The sequence below is a fragment of the Paraburkholderia adhaesiva genome (assembly GCF_021390575.1).
Taxonomy (GTDB): domain Bacteria; phylum Pseudomonadota; class Gammaproteobacteria; order Burkholderiales; family Burkholderiaceae; genus Paraburkholderia; species Paraburkholderia adhaesiva.
Genome location: NZ_JAJEJQ010000001.1, coordinates 561550 through 576698, shown reverse-complemented (window position 1 = coordinate 576698; position 15149 = coordinate 561550). Strand labels below are relative to the sequence as shown.

At 65.0% G+C, this 15149-nt stretch carries 14 protein-coding genes and 1 pseudogene; 11 read left to right on the top strand and 4 right to left on the bottom strand.

Translation table 11 applies throughout. The features are described 5' to 3' along the window. Positions 1-144 precede the first annotated feature (144 nt). Complete coding sequence (locus L0U80_RS02650) at positions 145-1026, top strand: pirin family protein (RefSeq protein WP_233862341.1); 882 nt, start codon at positions 145-147, stop codon at positions 1024-1026. A gap of 113 nt (positions 1027-1139) precedes the next feature. After that, complete coding sequence (trxA, locus tag L0U80_RS02645) at positions 1140-1988, top strand: thioredoxin (RefSeq protein ID WP_233862339.1); 849 nt, start codon at positions 1140-1142, stop codon at positions 1986-1988. 93 nt (positions 1989-2081) lie between these two features. Here trxA and tcdA read toward each other — a convergent pair whose 3' ends face one another. Continuing rightward, complete coding sequence (gene tcdA / locus L0U80_RS02640) at positions 2082-2957, bottom strand: tRNA cyclic N6-threonylcarbamoyladenosine(37) synthase TcdA (RefSeq protein WP_233862338.1); 876 nt, start codon at positions 2955-2957, stop codon at positions 2082-2084. Between the two features lie 227 nt (positions 2958-3184). On the opposite strand from tcdA, the gene pdxH reads away from it, so the two are divergent. The 3 genes from pdxH (at position 3185) to L0U80_RS02625 (ending at position 6730) form a co-directional block, all read left to right on the top strand. Continuing rightward, positions 3185-3820 (top strand): pyridoxamine 5'-phosphate oxidase, encoded by a 636-nt coding sequence (gene pdxH / locus L0U80_RS02635; RefSeq protein ID WP_233862337.1) that lies wholly within the window; start codon positions 3185-3187, stop codon positions 3818-3820. A gap of 310 nt (positions 3821-4130) precedes the next feature. Next, positions 4131-5345, top strand: a complete 1215-nt coding sequence (locus L0U80_RS02630) for a class I SAM-dependent methyltransferase (protein WP_233862336.1) — start codon at positions 4131-4133, stop codon at positions 5343-5345. Between the two features lie 89 nt (positions 5346-5434). Beyond that, positions 5435-6730: a DUF72 domain-containing protein gene (locus L0U80_RS02625; protein WP_233862335.1), complete on the top strand. Its 1296-nt coding sequence runs from the start codon at positions 5435-5437 to the stop codon at positions 6728-6730. A gap of 90 nt (positions 6731-6820) precedes the next feature. On the opposite strand, the gene msrA is transcribed toward L0U80_RS02625, so the two are convergent. Then, complete coding sequence (msrA, locus tag L0U80_RS02620; RefSeq protein ID WP_233862334.1) at positions 6821-7369, bottom strand: peptide-methionine (S)-S-oxide reductase MsrA; 549 nt, start codon at positions 7367-7369, stop codon at positions 6821-6823. Between the two features lie 183 nt (positions 7370-7552). On the opposite strand from msrA, the gene L0U80_RS02615 reads away from it, so the two are divergent. Continuing rightward, entirely contained in the window at positions 7553-8065 is a 513-nt protein-coding gene (locus L0U80_RS02615) for a flavin reductase family protein (RefSeq protein ID WP_233862333.1), read from the top strand. A gap of 13 nt (positions 8066-8078) precedes the next feature. On the opposite strand, the gene L0U80_RS02610 is transcribed toward L0U80_RS02615, so the two are convergent. Continuing rightward, positions 8079-8585, bottom strand: coding sequence for an Lrp/AsnC family transcriptional regulator (locus L0U80_RS02610; protein WP_233862331.1), 507 nt, complete (start codon positions 8583-8585; stop codon positions 8079-8081). Between the two features lie 132 nt (positions 8586-8717). Between L0U80_RS02610 and kynB the strand changes: the two genes are divergently transcribed. From kynB to kynA, 3 genes are all read left to right on the top strand, one after another. Next, on the top strand, positions 8718-9356 hold the full coding sequence (gene kynB, locus L0U80_RS02605; protein WP_233862329.1) for an arylformamidase: 639 nt from the start codon (positions 8718-8720) through the stop codon (positions 9354-9356). A gap of 63 nt (positions 9357-9419) precedes the next feature. Continuing rightward, positions 9420-10670 (top strand): kynureninase, encoded by a 1251-nt coding sequence (gene kynU, locus L0U80_RS02600; protein WP_233862327.1) that lies wholly within the window; start codon positions 9420-9422, stop codon positions 10668-10670. Between the two features lie 24 nt (positions 10671-10694). After that, the gene (kynA, locus tag L0U80_RS02595; RefSeq protein WP_233862325.1) at positions 10695-11636 is read left to right on the top strand and encodes a tryptophan 2,3-dioxygenase; all 942 of its coding nucleotides are present in this window, start codon (positions 10695-10697) and stop codon (positions 11634-11636) included. A 113-nt stretch (positions 11637-11749) separates the two neighbouring features. Here kynA and purM read toward each other — a convergent pair whose 3' ends face one another. Continuing rightward, positions 11750-12811 carry a phosphoribosylformylglycinamidine cyclo-ligase gene (gene purM, locus L0U80_RS02590; protein ID WP_233862324.1) on the bottom strand — a complete coding sequence of 354 codons (1062 nt, stop codon included), beginning with the start codon at positions 12809-12811 and terminating at the stop codon, positions 11750-11752. Positions 12812-12992: 181 nt separating this feature from the next. Between purM and L0U80_RS02585 the strand changes: the two genes are divergently transcribed. Together L0U80_RS02585 and hda are read left to right on the top strand one after the other, a co-directional pair. Then, positions 12993-14069, top strand: coding sequence for an AI-2E family transporter (locus L0U80_RS02585; protein ID WP_233862323.1), 1077 nt, complete (start codon positions 12993-12995; stop codon positions 14067-14069). Positions 14070-14086: 17 nt separating this feature from the next. Beyond that, a pseudogene (hda, locus tag L0U80_RS02580) lies at positions 14087-14767 on the top strand (DnaA regulatory inactivator Hda); the annotation flags it as partial. Positions 14768-15149: the final 382 nt, after the last annotated feature.

The following is a 15149-nucleotide window of genomic DNA, read 5'->3' as shown; positions in this document are numbered from 1 at the left end:
GAGGGCTCGCCTGCAAGGCCGCCGCGACTGGTTGCGCGGCCGCACTGGGCGAGCCGTATTCGCCCGCGCCGTCCGCGCATAGAGCAGCCACACCGCCGCGCGTTCGGACCGTTTCCGTGCCGTTCGACCCTCAAGTGAGCGTTCATGTCCTCAGCGATCAAAGCGGTCCTCAAGCCCCATACGCGCGACATCGGTAACCTGCTCGTGCGGCGTGTGCTGCCTGCGCTCGCCGCGCGCCTCGTCGGCCCGTTTATCTTTTTCGACCACATGGGCCCCGCCACGCTCGAACCGGGCTCGGGTGTCAACGTGCGCCCGCACCCGCACATCGGCCTTGCCACCGTCACATATCTCTTCGACGGCTCGCTCATGCACCGCGACAGCCTCGGCTCGAAGCAGAAGATCGTCCCCGGCGACGTGAACTGGATGACCGCGGGCCGCGGTATCGTCCACTCCGAGCGCACGCCCGAGGAAGATCTTCCGAAGAGCTTGACCATGCACGGCATCCAGACCTGGGTGGCACTTCCGCTCGATCATGAGGACGCGGCCCCGTCGTTCTTCCATCACGCGGCCGAAACGCTTCCGCAAATCGAGCGCAATGGCGTGACGATGCGCGTCATCGCGGGTACGGCGTTCGGCAAGACCTCGCCCGTCGAGACCTTTTCGGGCACGCTCTACGTTGCCGCCGCGTTCGCGCCGGGCAGCGCCATCGCGCTCGACGCGGAGCACGAGGAACGCGGCGTGTATCTCGTGGATGGTGATCTGTCGATCGACGGCACACCGCTCGACGCCGCGACGATGGCCGTCCTCGTGCCCGGCGAAACCGTCACGCTCGCCAGCAGCAATGGAGCACGCGTGATGCTGCTCGGCGGCGAGAAACTGGAGGGCGACCGCTTCATCGAGTGGAACTTCGTGTCGAGTTCGCGCGAGAAGATCGAAGCCGCGAAGGCCACGTGGACGCGCCAGGAAATGGGGAAAGTCCCCGGCGAAACAGAATGGATTCCGCTGCCGGAGAAGAAACCGCAATGAATCAACGCACAACCCGGTGGGACTGGCACACGCCGGCCACCGGATTGAACGATTGAACTCGTGAGTTTCGTCCCCAGATCATGCGGCAACAGACCAAACCCAACGAGGACGCAATGGACACCAATCTGGCCACTTTTGAAAAGGACGTGATCGAAGCGTCGACGCTCGCGCCCGTGCTGATCGACTTCTGGGCGCCGTGGTGCGGCCCGTGCAAGACGCTCGGGCCGATGCTCGAAAAGCTCGAAGCCGAATACGCGGGCAAGTGGAAGCTCGCGAAGGTGAACGTCGACGAAAACCAGGAACTCGCCGCGCACTTCCAGGTGCGCAGCATTCCGCACGTCGTCGCGTTCGTCGATGGACAGCCCGTCGACCAGTTCATCGGGGTATTGCCTGAAGGCCAGTTGCGCCAGTTCATCGACGGCCTGATTCCGGACGTCGCCCAGACCGAGCGGCGCGCGGCCCAAGAAGCGCTCGCAGAGGGCCGCCGCGATGAGGCTTACGAGGCGCTGCAGGCCGCGCTCGCGTACGATCCAGGTTTCGACGACGCACGCATGGATCTGATCGAGCTGCTGCTCGCCGACAACCGTGCCGACGAAGCGCGCAACGAAGTCGACCTGCTCTCGCCGAAGACCACGCAGGGCGTCGATCCGAGCTTCAACGCGATCAAGACACGCCTCGATGCGCTCGACGCCGCCGCGGACCTGCCACCCACTGATGCGCTCGAGGCGCAGGTGGCCGCGCATCCCCAGGATCTCGAGGCGCGTTTCGACCTGGCGAACGCCCTGATCGCGCGTCGCAAGTATGCGGAGGCGCTCGAGCAGCTATTGGATATCGTGAAGCGCGACCGCACGTTCCGCGACGATATCGGCCGCAAGACGATGCTTACGGTGTTCGATCTCGCCGCGCATCAGCCGCAGCTCGTGAGCGAGTGGCGGCGCAAGTTGAGCATGGCGCTGAACTGAAACGACGCCGGACGACACGCAAGCCGAAACGAAAAACGCACGATTCTCACGGACCGTGCGTTTTTTATGCGCGAAACAACACCGCGCCGAGGTTTAACGCGACGTGGCTCCCGCAGTGGCCCCGACAGCAATCGCCCGCAGCACATGTGCCGCCGCAGCAAAACCAAAACTCGCCGTCACACACACGCTCGACCCGAACCCCGCGCAGTTCAGCCCAACCGGCGCATGATGCCCCGGCGACGTGGTGACGTGCTCGGCCTCGGGATCGACGTCGCACACCGCGGCCTCGGGATAGATGAGCGGCTCGTCGGAATACACGGCGCTCACCTTGAACTTCGCCTTCGGCCCGCGCGGAAAGCCGTGGTGCTTGCGCAACTGGCCGCGCACCTTCGAGAGCAGCGGGTCCTGGATCGTGAACGCTAGATCGTCGATACGGATGCGCGTCGGATCGAGCTGTCCGCCCGCGCCACCCACGGTGATGAGCGGCTGCCGGTGCTCCACGCACCATGCGATCAACGCCGTTTTCGTGCGCACGCTGTCGATGGCGTCGATCACGTAGTCGAAGCCGCCGCCGAGAAGCGCATCGAAGTTCGACGGTTCGACGAAATCCTCGACGAGCCGCACATCGCACGCCGGGTCGATCAACCTGATGCGCTCGGCCATGGCCTCGACCTTCGGCTTGCCGTAGTTGCCGTCGAGCGCATGAATCTGGCGGTTGGTATTGCTTTCGGCGACGTTGTCGAGGTCGATCAGCGTGAGCGTGCCGATCGCGCTACGCGCGAGCGCCTCGGCCACCCACGATCCGACCCCGCCGATGCCGATCACCGCGACGTGTGCGCGCTCGAAAGCGGCGAGCGCGGGCGCGCCGTAAAGTCGCGCCACGCCGCCGAACCGGCGGGCTCTATCGGCTTCATCGGCTGCGGGGAGCGCGGTAAGATCGGTCTGCGGCGAAATCGGGGTACTGGACATAACGATGGAGTTCCAAAACGAGCCTGACCGCGGACCGGAGAGTGAATCAAGCGCGTATCAAGTAAGTATCAAGCGCATGCGTCCGCGACAAAGGCGTGACCCGTATTTTGCCTGATCGGACACAATCGTTCCGCGCCCGCAGCCCCGCTCGTCACTTCGGGATCGCGCGCCTGGCGTTTCTTGTCCTTCGACCTATACTTGTTTGCACTGAAGTGCCTGCATAAAACATGACAACCATCGCCGACCTCCGCAAGAACTACACACTTGGTTCGCTCGACGCCGCCGACGTCGACGCGGATCCCATCCGCCAGTTCCAGACCTGGTTCAACCAGGCGATCGACGCGAAGCTGCCCGAGCCGAATTCCATGACGGTCGCCACCGTCGACGCCGACGGCCGGCCGGCTTCCCGCATCCTGCTCATCAAGGGCGTCGACGAGCGCGGTTTCGTCTTCTTCACGAACTACGAGAGCCGCAAGGGCCACGAGCTTGCCGTCAATCCGCACGCGAGCCTGCTCTTCTACTGGATCGAACTCGAGCGTCAGGTGCGCATCGAAGGCCTGGTCGAGAAAACCAGCGACGAGGAAAGCGACGCGTATTTCCACTCGCGCCCGCTCGGCTCGCGCATCGGTGCATGGGTGTCCGAGCAGAGCGCCGTGATCGGCAGCCGCACGGAACTCGAAGCGCGCGAGCGTGAAATCATCGCGAAGTACGGCGAGAACCCGCCGCGTCCGCCGCACTGGGGCGGCTACCGCCTCGTGCCGGATGCCGTCGAGTTCTGGCAAGGCCGCCCGTCGCGCCTGCACGACCGCATCCGTTATGCACGCGAGGGCGCCGGATGGCGCATCGAGCGACTCGCGCCGTAAGGCGCTGACACCCGCGGGTGGCGGCGCCGGAGCGTGGCCGCCCGCACTTTACTGCGTCACGTTTCACTCGTTGTTGCCTTGATCTGATGTAACGTCACACCGTCGCGGCGCCTCAAGTCGGTGATCGACAGGCGCGGCGCACCGACAGCAGTCCATCCGCTTTACCGCGTAGTTCGCCCTGTAGTTCACCCTGCAATTCGTTTTTGTCTTTTGTCTTTGGGCTTCAGTCGTTGATTGAACCACCCCCATCTCGCATGGGACCGGAGTAGGTGCTTGAGCGCTAACTCCGCATCGACACGGAGGGAAACGCATGTTCTGGGAGAAGAAGATCGCACGGTGGGTCGATGAAGTACGCAACAAGGCCAACCTGCCCGCTCGTCTCGTGCTCTGGAGCGGCCAGCAGTACGATTTCGGCCACTTCGCTGCACCTGACGTCACGCTCAAGGTGAACAGCGCGTCGGCGCTGCCGCTCTTGCTCGATCCGAGCCTCGACAATCTCGGCGAGGCGTACATCAAAGGCAAGATCGACATCGAAGGCAGGCTCGCCGATATCATCGACATCAGCTATTCGCTCGCGCGCAGCACCGTCACGAAAGCGAGCAAGCTCACGCGCGCGCGCCGCTATTTCACGCACTCGAAGAACACCGACAAAAAGGCGATCCAGTACCACTACGACGTCTCGAACGAGTTCTACAAGCTGTGGCTCGACGAGAACATGGTCTATTCGTGCGCGTACTTCGAGCAGGGCGACGAAGACCTCGCCACCGCGCAGCTGAAGAAGATCGACCACATTCTCACCAAGATCGGACTGCAGCCGGGCCACCGTCTGCTCGACATCGGCTGCGGCTGGGGCGCGCTCGTGCTGCGTGCGGCACAGAAGTTCGGCGCGCGGTGCGTCGGCGTCACGCTCTCTCAGAACCAGTTCGACCTCGCCACTGCACGCGTGAAGGCTGCGGGGCTCGAAGATCGCATCGAGATCCGTCTGCAGGACTATCGCGACGTCGATGGCCAGTTCGACCGCATCACGAGCGTCGGCATGTTCGAGCACGTCGGGCGCAAGAAGCTGCCCGAGTACTTCCAGAAGGTGCACGACCTGCTCGTCGACGATGGCGTCGCGATGAATCACGGCATTACGTCGTCGGATGCGGACAGTGGCGAAACGGCGCTCGGCGGCGGGGAATTCATCGACCGCTACGTGTTCCCGGACGGCGAACTCCCGCACATCAGCCTCGCGCTCCAGGCAGCGCAGCGCGGCGGGCTGGAAGCGGTTGACGTCGAGAGCCTGCGCCGTCACTATGCGCACACGCTCGATATGTGGGCAGCGAACTTCGAAGCGCGCGCGCAAGAGGCGAAAAAGCTCGTCGAGGACGAGAAATTCCGCATCTGGCGCGTGTATCTGGCGGGTTGCGCCTACGCGTTCGAGCATGACGACGTGTCGATCTACCAGATCGTCTGCCGCAAGGCCGGCCGCAGCGCAGCGACGCTGCCATGGTCGCGCCGGTACATGTACGAACGGCCGCTGTGATGTGATCCATGGCGCGGCGCAGGGTGGTCGACCTGCGACCCCGCCGGGGCTTGCGACGCAGCCGGCCCGAACAGCACGACCGCATACGTATGAATGACCGAAACGCCCCGGAGCAAGGAGTCGCCATCGACGTAACAGACGAAGCGCACGCCGTGGCCGGGGTCGATAACGCCCAAACCGACCTGTTCGGCTTCGTCGCGCCTGAACCGGCGCCCAAGGCCACCGCGCCGCGGCCGCCGCGCCCGAATCCCGCGCCGGCCCGGGCCGAGGCCGTCCCTGCGAACGCGGAATTCGCAGGCTTTTCCGAAGCGCAAGCGCCCGCGCGCGCCGCCGCGTCCGCACCGCCCGCCCCGAAGCGCCGCGCCCGCGGCGTGCTCCCCGCGATGGCGGATCAGGCGACGCTCGACCTTGCCGCCGAGATGCCGGCGCAAGTGCGCCTCGGCACATCGTCGTGGTCGTTTCCGGGCTGGCGCGGCATTGTCTACGGCGACGACTACAGCAACAGCAAACTTTCGCGGGACGGTCTTGCTGCATACGGCGCGCATCCGTTGCTGCGCTCCGTGAGCATCGACCGCTCGTTCTACGCGCCGCTCTCCGTCGCCGATTACTTGCGCTACGCGCAGCAGGTGCCCGACCACTTCCGGTTCATCGTGAAGGCGCCCGCCTCGATCACCGACGCCAGCGTGCGCGGCGAGCGCGGCGAACCGGTCGCTGCGAATCCGTGCTTCCTGAACGCGCAACTGGCGGCGAGCGAATTCGTCGAGCCGTGTCTCACGGGGCTCGGCGTGAAAGCCGGCGCGCTCGTGTTCCAGTTTCCGCCGCTGCCCGATCAACTGCTCGCCGACCCGGCCGCTTTCATCGAGCGCTTGTCCGTATTCCTCGCGGCCCTGCCTCCACTACCGCAAACGCCCGACGGCCCCTGCTACGCAGTCGAAATTCGCGATGCGAGCCTGCTCACGCCGCGCTTCGTCAGGACACTGCGCGCGGCCGGTGTGCGTTATTGCGTGGGGCTGCATGCGCGCATGCCGGACCCGCTTCGCCAGGCCACGGCGCTCGCGCTGATGGACGGCGAGACCCCGGCGGGTCCGCTGATCGTGCGCTGGAGCCTGCACAGCGGTTATCGCTACGAGCAGGCGAAGGCGCGTTACGAACCGTTCGACAAGCTCATCGACGAAGACCCGCACACCCGAGACGCGCTCGCGGAACTGGCTGCGCGCTACGCGCTCGCGGGCCAGAGCGTGCTCATCACGACAAACAATAAGGCGGAGGGCTCGGCACCGCTGTCGTGCGCGAAGCTGGCACGCGCGATCGCGGATGAGTTTGTGCGGCTGCGTTCAGAAGGGGCACCCGCGAGCGACGATTCCCCGGGTGCCGCGGCCGGTTGAGTTCTGTATCTGCGCGGAACGGTGTCCGTGCGATAGAGGCCCTGGTCGTGCGACGCCCCGCCCGCGTGAAAGCGGGTGGGCGCCGCCCACTCACTCCGCCTTGAGCCGGTGCGCGAACTTCTGGCGAAACTTCGCGACCTTCGGCGCGACGACGAACGCGCAATATCCCTGTTCCGGATGCTGTGCGAAGTAGTTCTGGTGATACACCTCAGCGGGGAAATAGTTGCCTTCGAGCGGCACCACCTGCGTGACGATCTGCCCGCTGTAGACGTCTTCAGCAGCCAGTTCGCGGATCGCCTGCAGAGCAGCCTCGCGCTGCGCCTCGGAGTGCGTGAAGATCACCGACCGGTACTGCGTGCCAACATCGTTACCCTGCCGGTTGAGCTGGGTGGGATCGTGGATCGCGAAGAAGATATCGAGGATCTCGCGATAGCTGATCTTCGCCGTATCGAAAGCCACTTTGACGACTTCGGCGTGTCCCGTATTGCCGTCGCAGACCTGCTCATAGCTCGGGTTGGTGACCTGGCCGCCCGCGTAGCCCGATTCGACCGAATTCACGCCATCGACGCGCAAATACACGGCTTCGAGGCACCAGAAGCACCCGCCGCCCAGCGTGGCGACTTCGATTGTCTGACTCATGCTGCCGACTCCTTGAGAATGTGACCCGACGTCCGCGATTCCGCGGTCCGCACCGGACCGGAAGGCGGTTATCCGCCGCATCCGTTAAAATTGCGACACTTTGCCGCTTTTCCAGATGACGTTGATCTCGACTCTCACTTTTTTCGCACACGGTGTGCGCCCCGCAAACGGACCCGCACTCCGATGACCCGCCACGCCAACCCGCCCAATTTCGACGACGCCGCCTTCCGCCGCGCGCTCGGCCAGTTCGCGACCGGGGTGACGGTGATCACAACGAAAGCGCCCGATGGCTCGCTGATCGGCATCACCGCCAGCTCGTTCAACTCGGTGTCGCTGAGTCCGCCGCTCGTGCTTTGGAGCCTCGCCACGCGATCGGCATCGATGCCGGTGTTCCGGTCGAACAGCCATTATGTGGTGAATGTGCTCGCCGCGTCGCAGCTCGACCTCTGCAAGCGTTTCGCGACCGTGAAGGGCGACCGCTTCGAAGGTGTCTCGCACGCGGCTGGCGACAGCGGCATGCCCGTGCTCGACGGTGCGCTCGCCTGGTTCGAATGCCACAACCGTAGCCGCTACGACGAAGGTGATCATGTGATCTTCGTCGGCGAGGTCGAGCGGTGCGGCGTGCGCGAGGACATCGCGAAGGCGTCGCCGCTCGTATTCCACGGCGGCGACTTCCATCAGCTCCAGCCGCTCTGAGGCCGCCCCGGCTTCACACGACGGCGCTCTTCGGCTCCTTCTGCTGGATCAGGTCGACCGGCACGCCCGCCTCGACCTTGAGCGTCGTGAGGACGATGTTCGAACGGATGTCCATCACGCCCGGCGCCTTATACAGCTTGTTGAGCACGAAATCCGAATAGTGCTTGAGATTGTGCGCGAGCACGCGCAGCAGATAGTGCGTCTCGCCCGTCACAACGTACGCACCCACCACCTCGGGCCAGTCGCGCAGCGCGCTCACGAAGCGCTCGTGCCAGCTTTCCTGGTCGTTGCGCATCGACACCTGAACGAACGCCTCCATCTCGAAACCGAGAACCTCCCGGTTCAGGCACGCGCGATAACGCTCCACCACGCCCTGCTCTTCCAGTAGCCGCAGACGGCGCAAACACGCCGATGGCGACAACGAAATACGTTCGGCGAGATCGAGGTTGCTGATCCTCCCCTCGTTCTGAAGCACGGCGAGAATACGGCAATCGGTGGCGTCGAGCGAGATTGCATTCATATTTGGTCCCCATTCCCGGCTTGGCTTGAATTATGTGCCAACAGTTGCAGTTAGCGGCGATTTTTTCGCAATCACATTTCACTCTAGCTTGTCTATCATTCGAAACACAAGTAGAGAATGCAGATCAATGTGATGAACGACATCTGGGACATTTCCCCGCCTATCCAATCTGACACGCCCGTCTGGCCCGGTGACACGCCGGTCGGCGTGGAGCGCGTCTGGCGAATGGAAGCCGGCTCGCCTGTGAACGTCGCACGCGTGACGCTCTCGCCGCACACTGGCGCGCACACCGACGCCCCGCTGCACTACGACGCGCACGGCGCGCCGATCGGCGCGGTGCCGCTCGACGCCTACCTCGGCGCGTGCCGCGTGATCCATTGCATCGGTGCTGCGCCGCTCGTGCGGCCCCAGGACGTCGAACACGCGCTCGACGATCTGCCGCCGCGCGTGCTGCTGCGCACCTACGCTCAAGCGCCGATCGACCGCTGGGACAGCGCGTTCTGCGCGGTCGCACCCGAAACGATCGACCTCCTGGCCGCGCGCGGCGTGCGCCTTATTGGCATCGACACACCTTCGCTCGATCCGCAGGAATCGAAGACGATGGACGCACACCACCGCATCCGCGCGCATCGCATGGCGATACTCGAAGGCATCGTGCTCGACAGTGTCGCGCCCGGCGACTACGAACTGATTGCCCTCCCGCTCAAGTTCGCCACACTTGATGCAAGCCCGGTGCGCGCCGTGCTGCGCGCGCTGCCGCGCAAGGCGTGAAGCACAAACTGAAAAGCACCTGATTTTTCAAACCGATCAAAACCCGCCCAACCGCAGATATCCATGAACGACCGCAAAGAAGCTGAAGCGCTAGACCGCGCAGACCCGCTTGCCGCGTTGCGCGACGAGTTCGCGCTCGCGCCTGCCACGATCTACCTCGACGGCAACTCGCTCGGCGTGCCGCCGAAAACCGCCGCCGCGCGCGCGCAGGCCGTGATCGGCGCCGAATGGGGCGACGGTTTAATCCGCAGCTGGAACACCGCCGGCTGGTTCGCACTGCCGCGCCGGCTCGGCAACAAGCTCGGCGCGTTGATCGGCGCGGCCGAAGACGAAGTCGTCGTCACCGACACGATTTCGGTGAATCTCTTCAAGGCGCTCTCGGCGGCGCTGCGCGTGCAGAACGCGCGCGATCCGAAGCGTCGCGTGATCGTCTCCGAACGCTCGAATTTCCCGACCGATCTCTACATCGCGCAGGGCCTCATCGAACAGCTCGACCGCGGCTACGAATTGCGCCTCGTGGACGACCCCGCCGAACTGCCCGCCGCGATCACCGACGACGTCGCCGTCACGATGGTCACGCACGTGAACTACCGCACGGGCTACATGCACGACATGCGCGCGCTCACCGAACTCGCTCACGCACGCGGCGCACTCGCGCTGTGGGACCTCGCGCACTCGGCGGGTGCGGTGGGCGTCGATCTGAACGGTGCCAACGCCGACTACGCCGTCGGCTGCACGTACAAGTACCTCAACGGCGGCCCGGGCTCGCCCGCATTCGTCTGGGTGCCGAAGCGCCACCAGAACGCGTTCTCGCAGCCGCTCTCCGGCTGGTGGGGTCACAAAAAACCGTTCGACATGAGCCCGGACTACCGCCCCGACGACGGCATCGGGCGTTTCCTTTGCGGTACGCAGCCGATCATTTCGATGGCGCTCGTCGAATGCGGACTCGACGTATTCCTGAAAACCGACATGCAGGCCGTGCGCCGCAAATCGCTCGCGCTCACCGATCTCTTCATCGAACTCGTCGAGACGCGCTGCGCCGGTCTGAATCTCACGCTCGTCACGCCGCGCGAGCACGCGTGGCGCGGCTCGCATGTGAGCTTCGAGCACCCGCATGGCTACGAGGTGATGCAGGCGCTGATTGCGCGTGGCGTGATCGGCGATTATCGCGAGCCGCACGTGTTGCGCTTCGGCTTCACGCCGCTTTACGTGCGCTTCGTGGACGTGTGGGACACCGTGGAAACGCTGCGCGACATACTCACAACCGAAAGCTGGCGCAAGCCGGAATTCGCCGCGCGTGGCGCGGTGACCTGATTACACCGGATGGGAGACCCAGACATGACCGACCACATGCAGATTCCCGGCATGCCGAACACGGGAGAAACCGCGACCGCGCCGACCGCACCAGCAAGTGGATGCCCCTTTTCGAGCGCACCCGCAGCACCGGACGCAACACGCGACGATGGCTGGCACAACGCTCAACTCGACTTCTCGAAGTCGATGAGCTACGGCGACTATCTCGGGCTCGACACGGTGCTCAATGCGCAGCACCCGCTCTCGCCCGATCACAACGAGATGCTGTTCATCGTCCAGCATCAGACGAGCGAGTTGTGGATGAAGCTCGCGCTGTACGAGCTGCGCGCGGCGCTCGCGAACGTGCATCGCGACGAACTGCAACCGGCGTTCAAGCAGCTCGCGCGCGTCTCGCGCATCATGGAACAGCTCGTGCAGGCGTGGAATGTGTTGTCGACGCTCACGCCATCCGAGTACACGGCAATGCGCCCTTACCTCGGCAGCTCTTCGGGCTTTCAGTCGTACCAGTACCGGCAGATCGAATTCCTGCTCGGCAACAAGAACGTGCAGATGCTCAAGCCGCACGAACACCGCGCCGAGATTCTCGAGCAGGTGAAGGCGTCACTGGAAGCGCCGTCGTTCTATGACGAAGTGATCCGCCTGCTCGCGCGGCGCGGCTTCGCGATTGCACCGGAACGGCTTGCGCGTGACTGGACGCTGCCGACCGAACACGATCAAACCGTCGAAGACGCCTGGCTCGAGGTCTATCGCAATCCTTCGCAGTACTGGGATTTGTACGAAATGGCCGAGGAACTCGTCGATCTCGAAGACGCCTTCCGGCAGTGGCGCTTCCGACACGTCACCACCGTCGAGCGGATCATCGGCTTCAAGCAGGGCACCGGCGGTACCACCGGGGCGCCTTATCTGCGCAAGATGCTCGACGTCGTGCTGTTCCCGGAGCTTTGGCACGTGCGCACGGTGCTATAAGGCGCGTAACGCACGCATCAAGCGGACCACAAATGACTTCGCGCCGGCAGACAAACCCTGATGGGTTTGCCTGACCGGCGCGAATTAATCGATTGAGCCCGAAGGCTGGTGACTTAGATCACCACCGTCTGCGCTTCACCTTCCTTGCTTGCGCGCACGACGCCGATCTTCCACGCCTGCTCGCCCGCGGCGGTGAGCAGTCGAACGGCCTCATCCGCCTGATCAGCCGAAACGATCACGGCCATGCCGATGCCGCAGTTGAACACGCGATGCATCTCCGCATCGGCGACACCGCCGTGCTTCTGGAGCCACGAGAAGAGCGGCGGCAGCCCCCAGGTGTTGTGATCGAGTTCTGCAGTGAGACCGTCGCGCAGCACGCGCGGAATGTTCTCGACCAGCCCGCCGCCCGTGATGTGCGCCATGCCCTTCACGGTCATCTTTTCCATCAGCGCGAGCAGCGGCTTCACGTAGATGCGCGTGGGCGCCATCAGCGCGTCGGCGAGCGAGCGGCCGTGGAAATCGGCGTTCAGATCCGGATTCACGCGCTCGATGATCTTGCGCACGAGCGAGAAACCGTTCGAGTGGATGCCGCTGGAAGCGAGACCCAGCACCACGTCGCCCGGGGCGATCGTGCTGCCGTCGATGATCTTGCTCTTTTCAACGGCGCCGACCGCGAAACCGGCGAGGTCGTATTCACCGTCGGGGTACATGCCCGGCATTTCGGCCGTTTCGCCGCCGATCAGCGCGCAGCCCGCCAGTTCGCAACCTTGCGCGATGCCCTTCACGACCGTCGCTGCCGTGTCGACGTTGAGCTTGCCGCACGCGAAGTAGTCGAGGAAGAACAGCGGCTCGGCGCCCTGCACGAGGATGTCGTTCACGCTCATCGCGACGAGATCCTGGCCGACCGTGTCGTGTTTGTTCAGATCAAAGGCGAGGCGCAGCTTGGTGCCGACGCCATCGGTGCCCGACACGAGCACGGGTTCCTTGTACTTCTTCGACACCTCGAAGAGCGCGCCGAATCCGCCGATGCCGCCCATCACGCCTTCGCGCATCGTCTTCTTGGCGAAGGGCTTGATGCGCTCGACGAGCGCGTCGCCCGCGTCGATGTCCACGCCGGCGTCGCGGTACGAGAGGCCCTGGGCGCCGGCGGCCTGGTCGGATTTCGGTTGATTCATGGGGAAGTGCCAGAAGGTCGGTAAAATGCGATTTTAACCGATTGACGGCACCCCGCCGCCGCCGCTGGGCTGCAAAATGCTCCCACCGCGGCGTCCCGCGCGGCCTTAAGCGGCCCGAATTGCCCAAAACCGGCCTTATTGGCCCGCCCAACGACCGGAAAACCACGCGGAAAACCAAGTTTTGTCGCCGAATACACCGATTTTCACGCCTTACCAGCGCCAGGCCGCCATCTGGGCGGCGCTCGCGCTCGCCTTCGGCATCGTGCTCTGGCTGCTGGGTCCGGTCCTCACGCCCTTTCTGCTCGGCGCGATCATCGCCTATATCCTGCAGCCCGGCGTCGCGTGGCTCGTGCGCCGCCGCGTGCCACGCGGCCTCGCCGCGCTCGTCATGATCGTGCTGTTCGCCCTCGTCGTGACGATGCTGGTCGTGCTGCTGCTCGCCGTGATCCAGAAAGAAGGGCCGCAACTCAAGCAGCAGGTGCCGGTGATGCTCACCCATCTGCACGAGTGGCTGACGCCCAAACTTGCCCTCCTCAACATGGAGAACATGCTCGACTTCCAGAGCCTGCGCGACATGGCGACAAGCAAGCTCGAAGGCAGCGCGCAGTCGATCGCGCTCTACGCGTGGGCTTCGGTGCGCACGAGCAGCAACGTGATGATTTCGGTCGTCAGCAACGTCGTGCTGGTGCCGCTCGTGCTGTTCTATCTGCTCTATGACTGGAACGCGATGGTCGCGCGCGTGCAGAACATCATCCCGCGCCGCTGGTTCGCGCGCACGATGGAACTCGCGGGCGAGATGGACCGCATGCTCGCGCAATACCTGCGCGGCCAGTTGCTCGTGATGGCGATCCTCGCCGCCTGGTACGCGACTGCGCTTTCGATCGCGGGCTTCGAGGTCGCGCTGCCGGTCGGCATATTTACGGGCCTCGCGGTGCTGATCCCCTATCTCGGCTACGCGACGGGCCTCGTGCTCGCGCTCATCGCCGCGCTCCTGCAGTTCGGCAACTGGTATGGCTTCGGCGCGGTCGCGGTGGTGTATGGCATCGGCCAGGTCCTCGAAGGGTTCTTCCTGACGCCGCGCCTCGTCGGCGAGCGCATCGGGCTGCACCCGCTCGCGGTGATCTTCGCGTTGCTCGCGTTCGGGCAACTGTTTGGGTTCTTCGGCGTGCTGCTCGCGCTGCCCGCCAGCGCGATCCTCTCGATCGCACTGCGCGAACTGCGGCGCAGTTACCTCGACAGCGCGCTCTACAAGAACTGATTTCCGGCTGAAACACCGTGCAGCGACAGCTAACGCTCGATCTCGGCACCCCGCCGCCATCGACCTTCGACAACTTCCACACCGGCGCCAACGCCGAGCTGGTTGCGCGCCTCTCGGGGCTCGACGCCGCGCTCGCGGCCGGCCCCGTCGCCGACCGCACGTTCTACATCTGGGGCGAGCCCGGCAACGGGCGCAGCCATCTGCTGCATGCGCTCGTCCACGCGGCGGCGCCGGGCCACGCGCGCTATCTCGGGCCGCAGAGCGCGCTCGCGGCGTTCGGCTTCGATCCGCGCGTGGCGATCTACGCCGTGGACGACTGCGACGCGCTCTCGGGCGCGCAGCAGATCGCGCTTTTCAACCTGTTCAACGAGGTGCGGGCGCATCCGACCTGCGCGCTCGTCGCGACCGGCGACGCCGCCCCGATGGGCCTCGCGGTGCGCGAGGACCTGCGCACGCGACTCGGCTGGGGGCTCGTGTTCCATCTCGCACCGCTCGCCGACGACGGCAAGGCCGCCGTGCTCAAGCAGGCGGCGCGCGAGCGCGGCATCGCGCTCGCCGACGACGTGCCTGCCTATCTGCTCACGCACTTCCGGCGCGACATGCCGAGCCTCATGGCGCTGCTCGACGCGCTCGACCGCTTTTCGCTCGAACAGAAGCGCGCGGTGACGCTGCCGCTGTTGCGCACGATGCTCGCGGCGGGCTTGCCCGCGGACGTTAGCGGGGACGAGGCGGCAACGGGTGCCGGGGTCGCCGACGATACGGCATCGACGACCGGAATCGAAGGCGAGCTCGACCTGCTTCTCGCCGCCCCGGCATCGGACGCATCTGCGGGACGCGACGGCCCGGTCGCGACGCAAGACGCCGACACAACCGGACAGCACGCACAACCCACCGGTTCCGGATTCCGGGCGAGCCTCGCGGAGCCAAGCGAAAGCGCGCGCGCTGCACAGCCCGCGCCGTTCGCGACACCCACCGACAACGTCGACGGCGAACTCGGCGCCGGCTTCAGCGAAGTCGTCGACCGTGAGCTGGGCGGCGCGCTGACTGGCGAAGTCGAAGCTGACGTGAGCGGCGAAATGA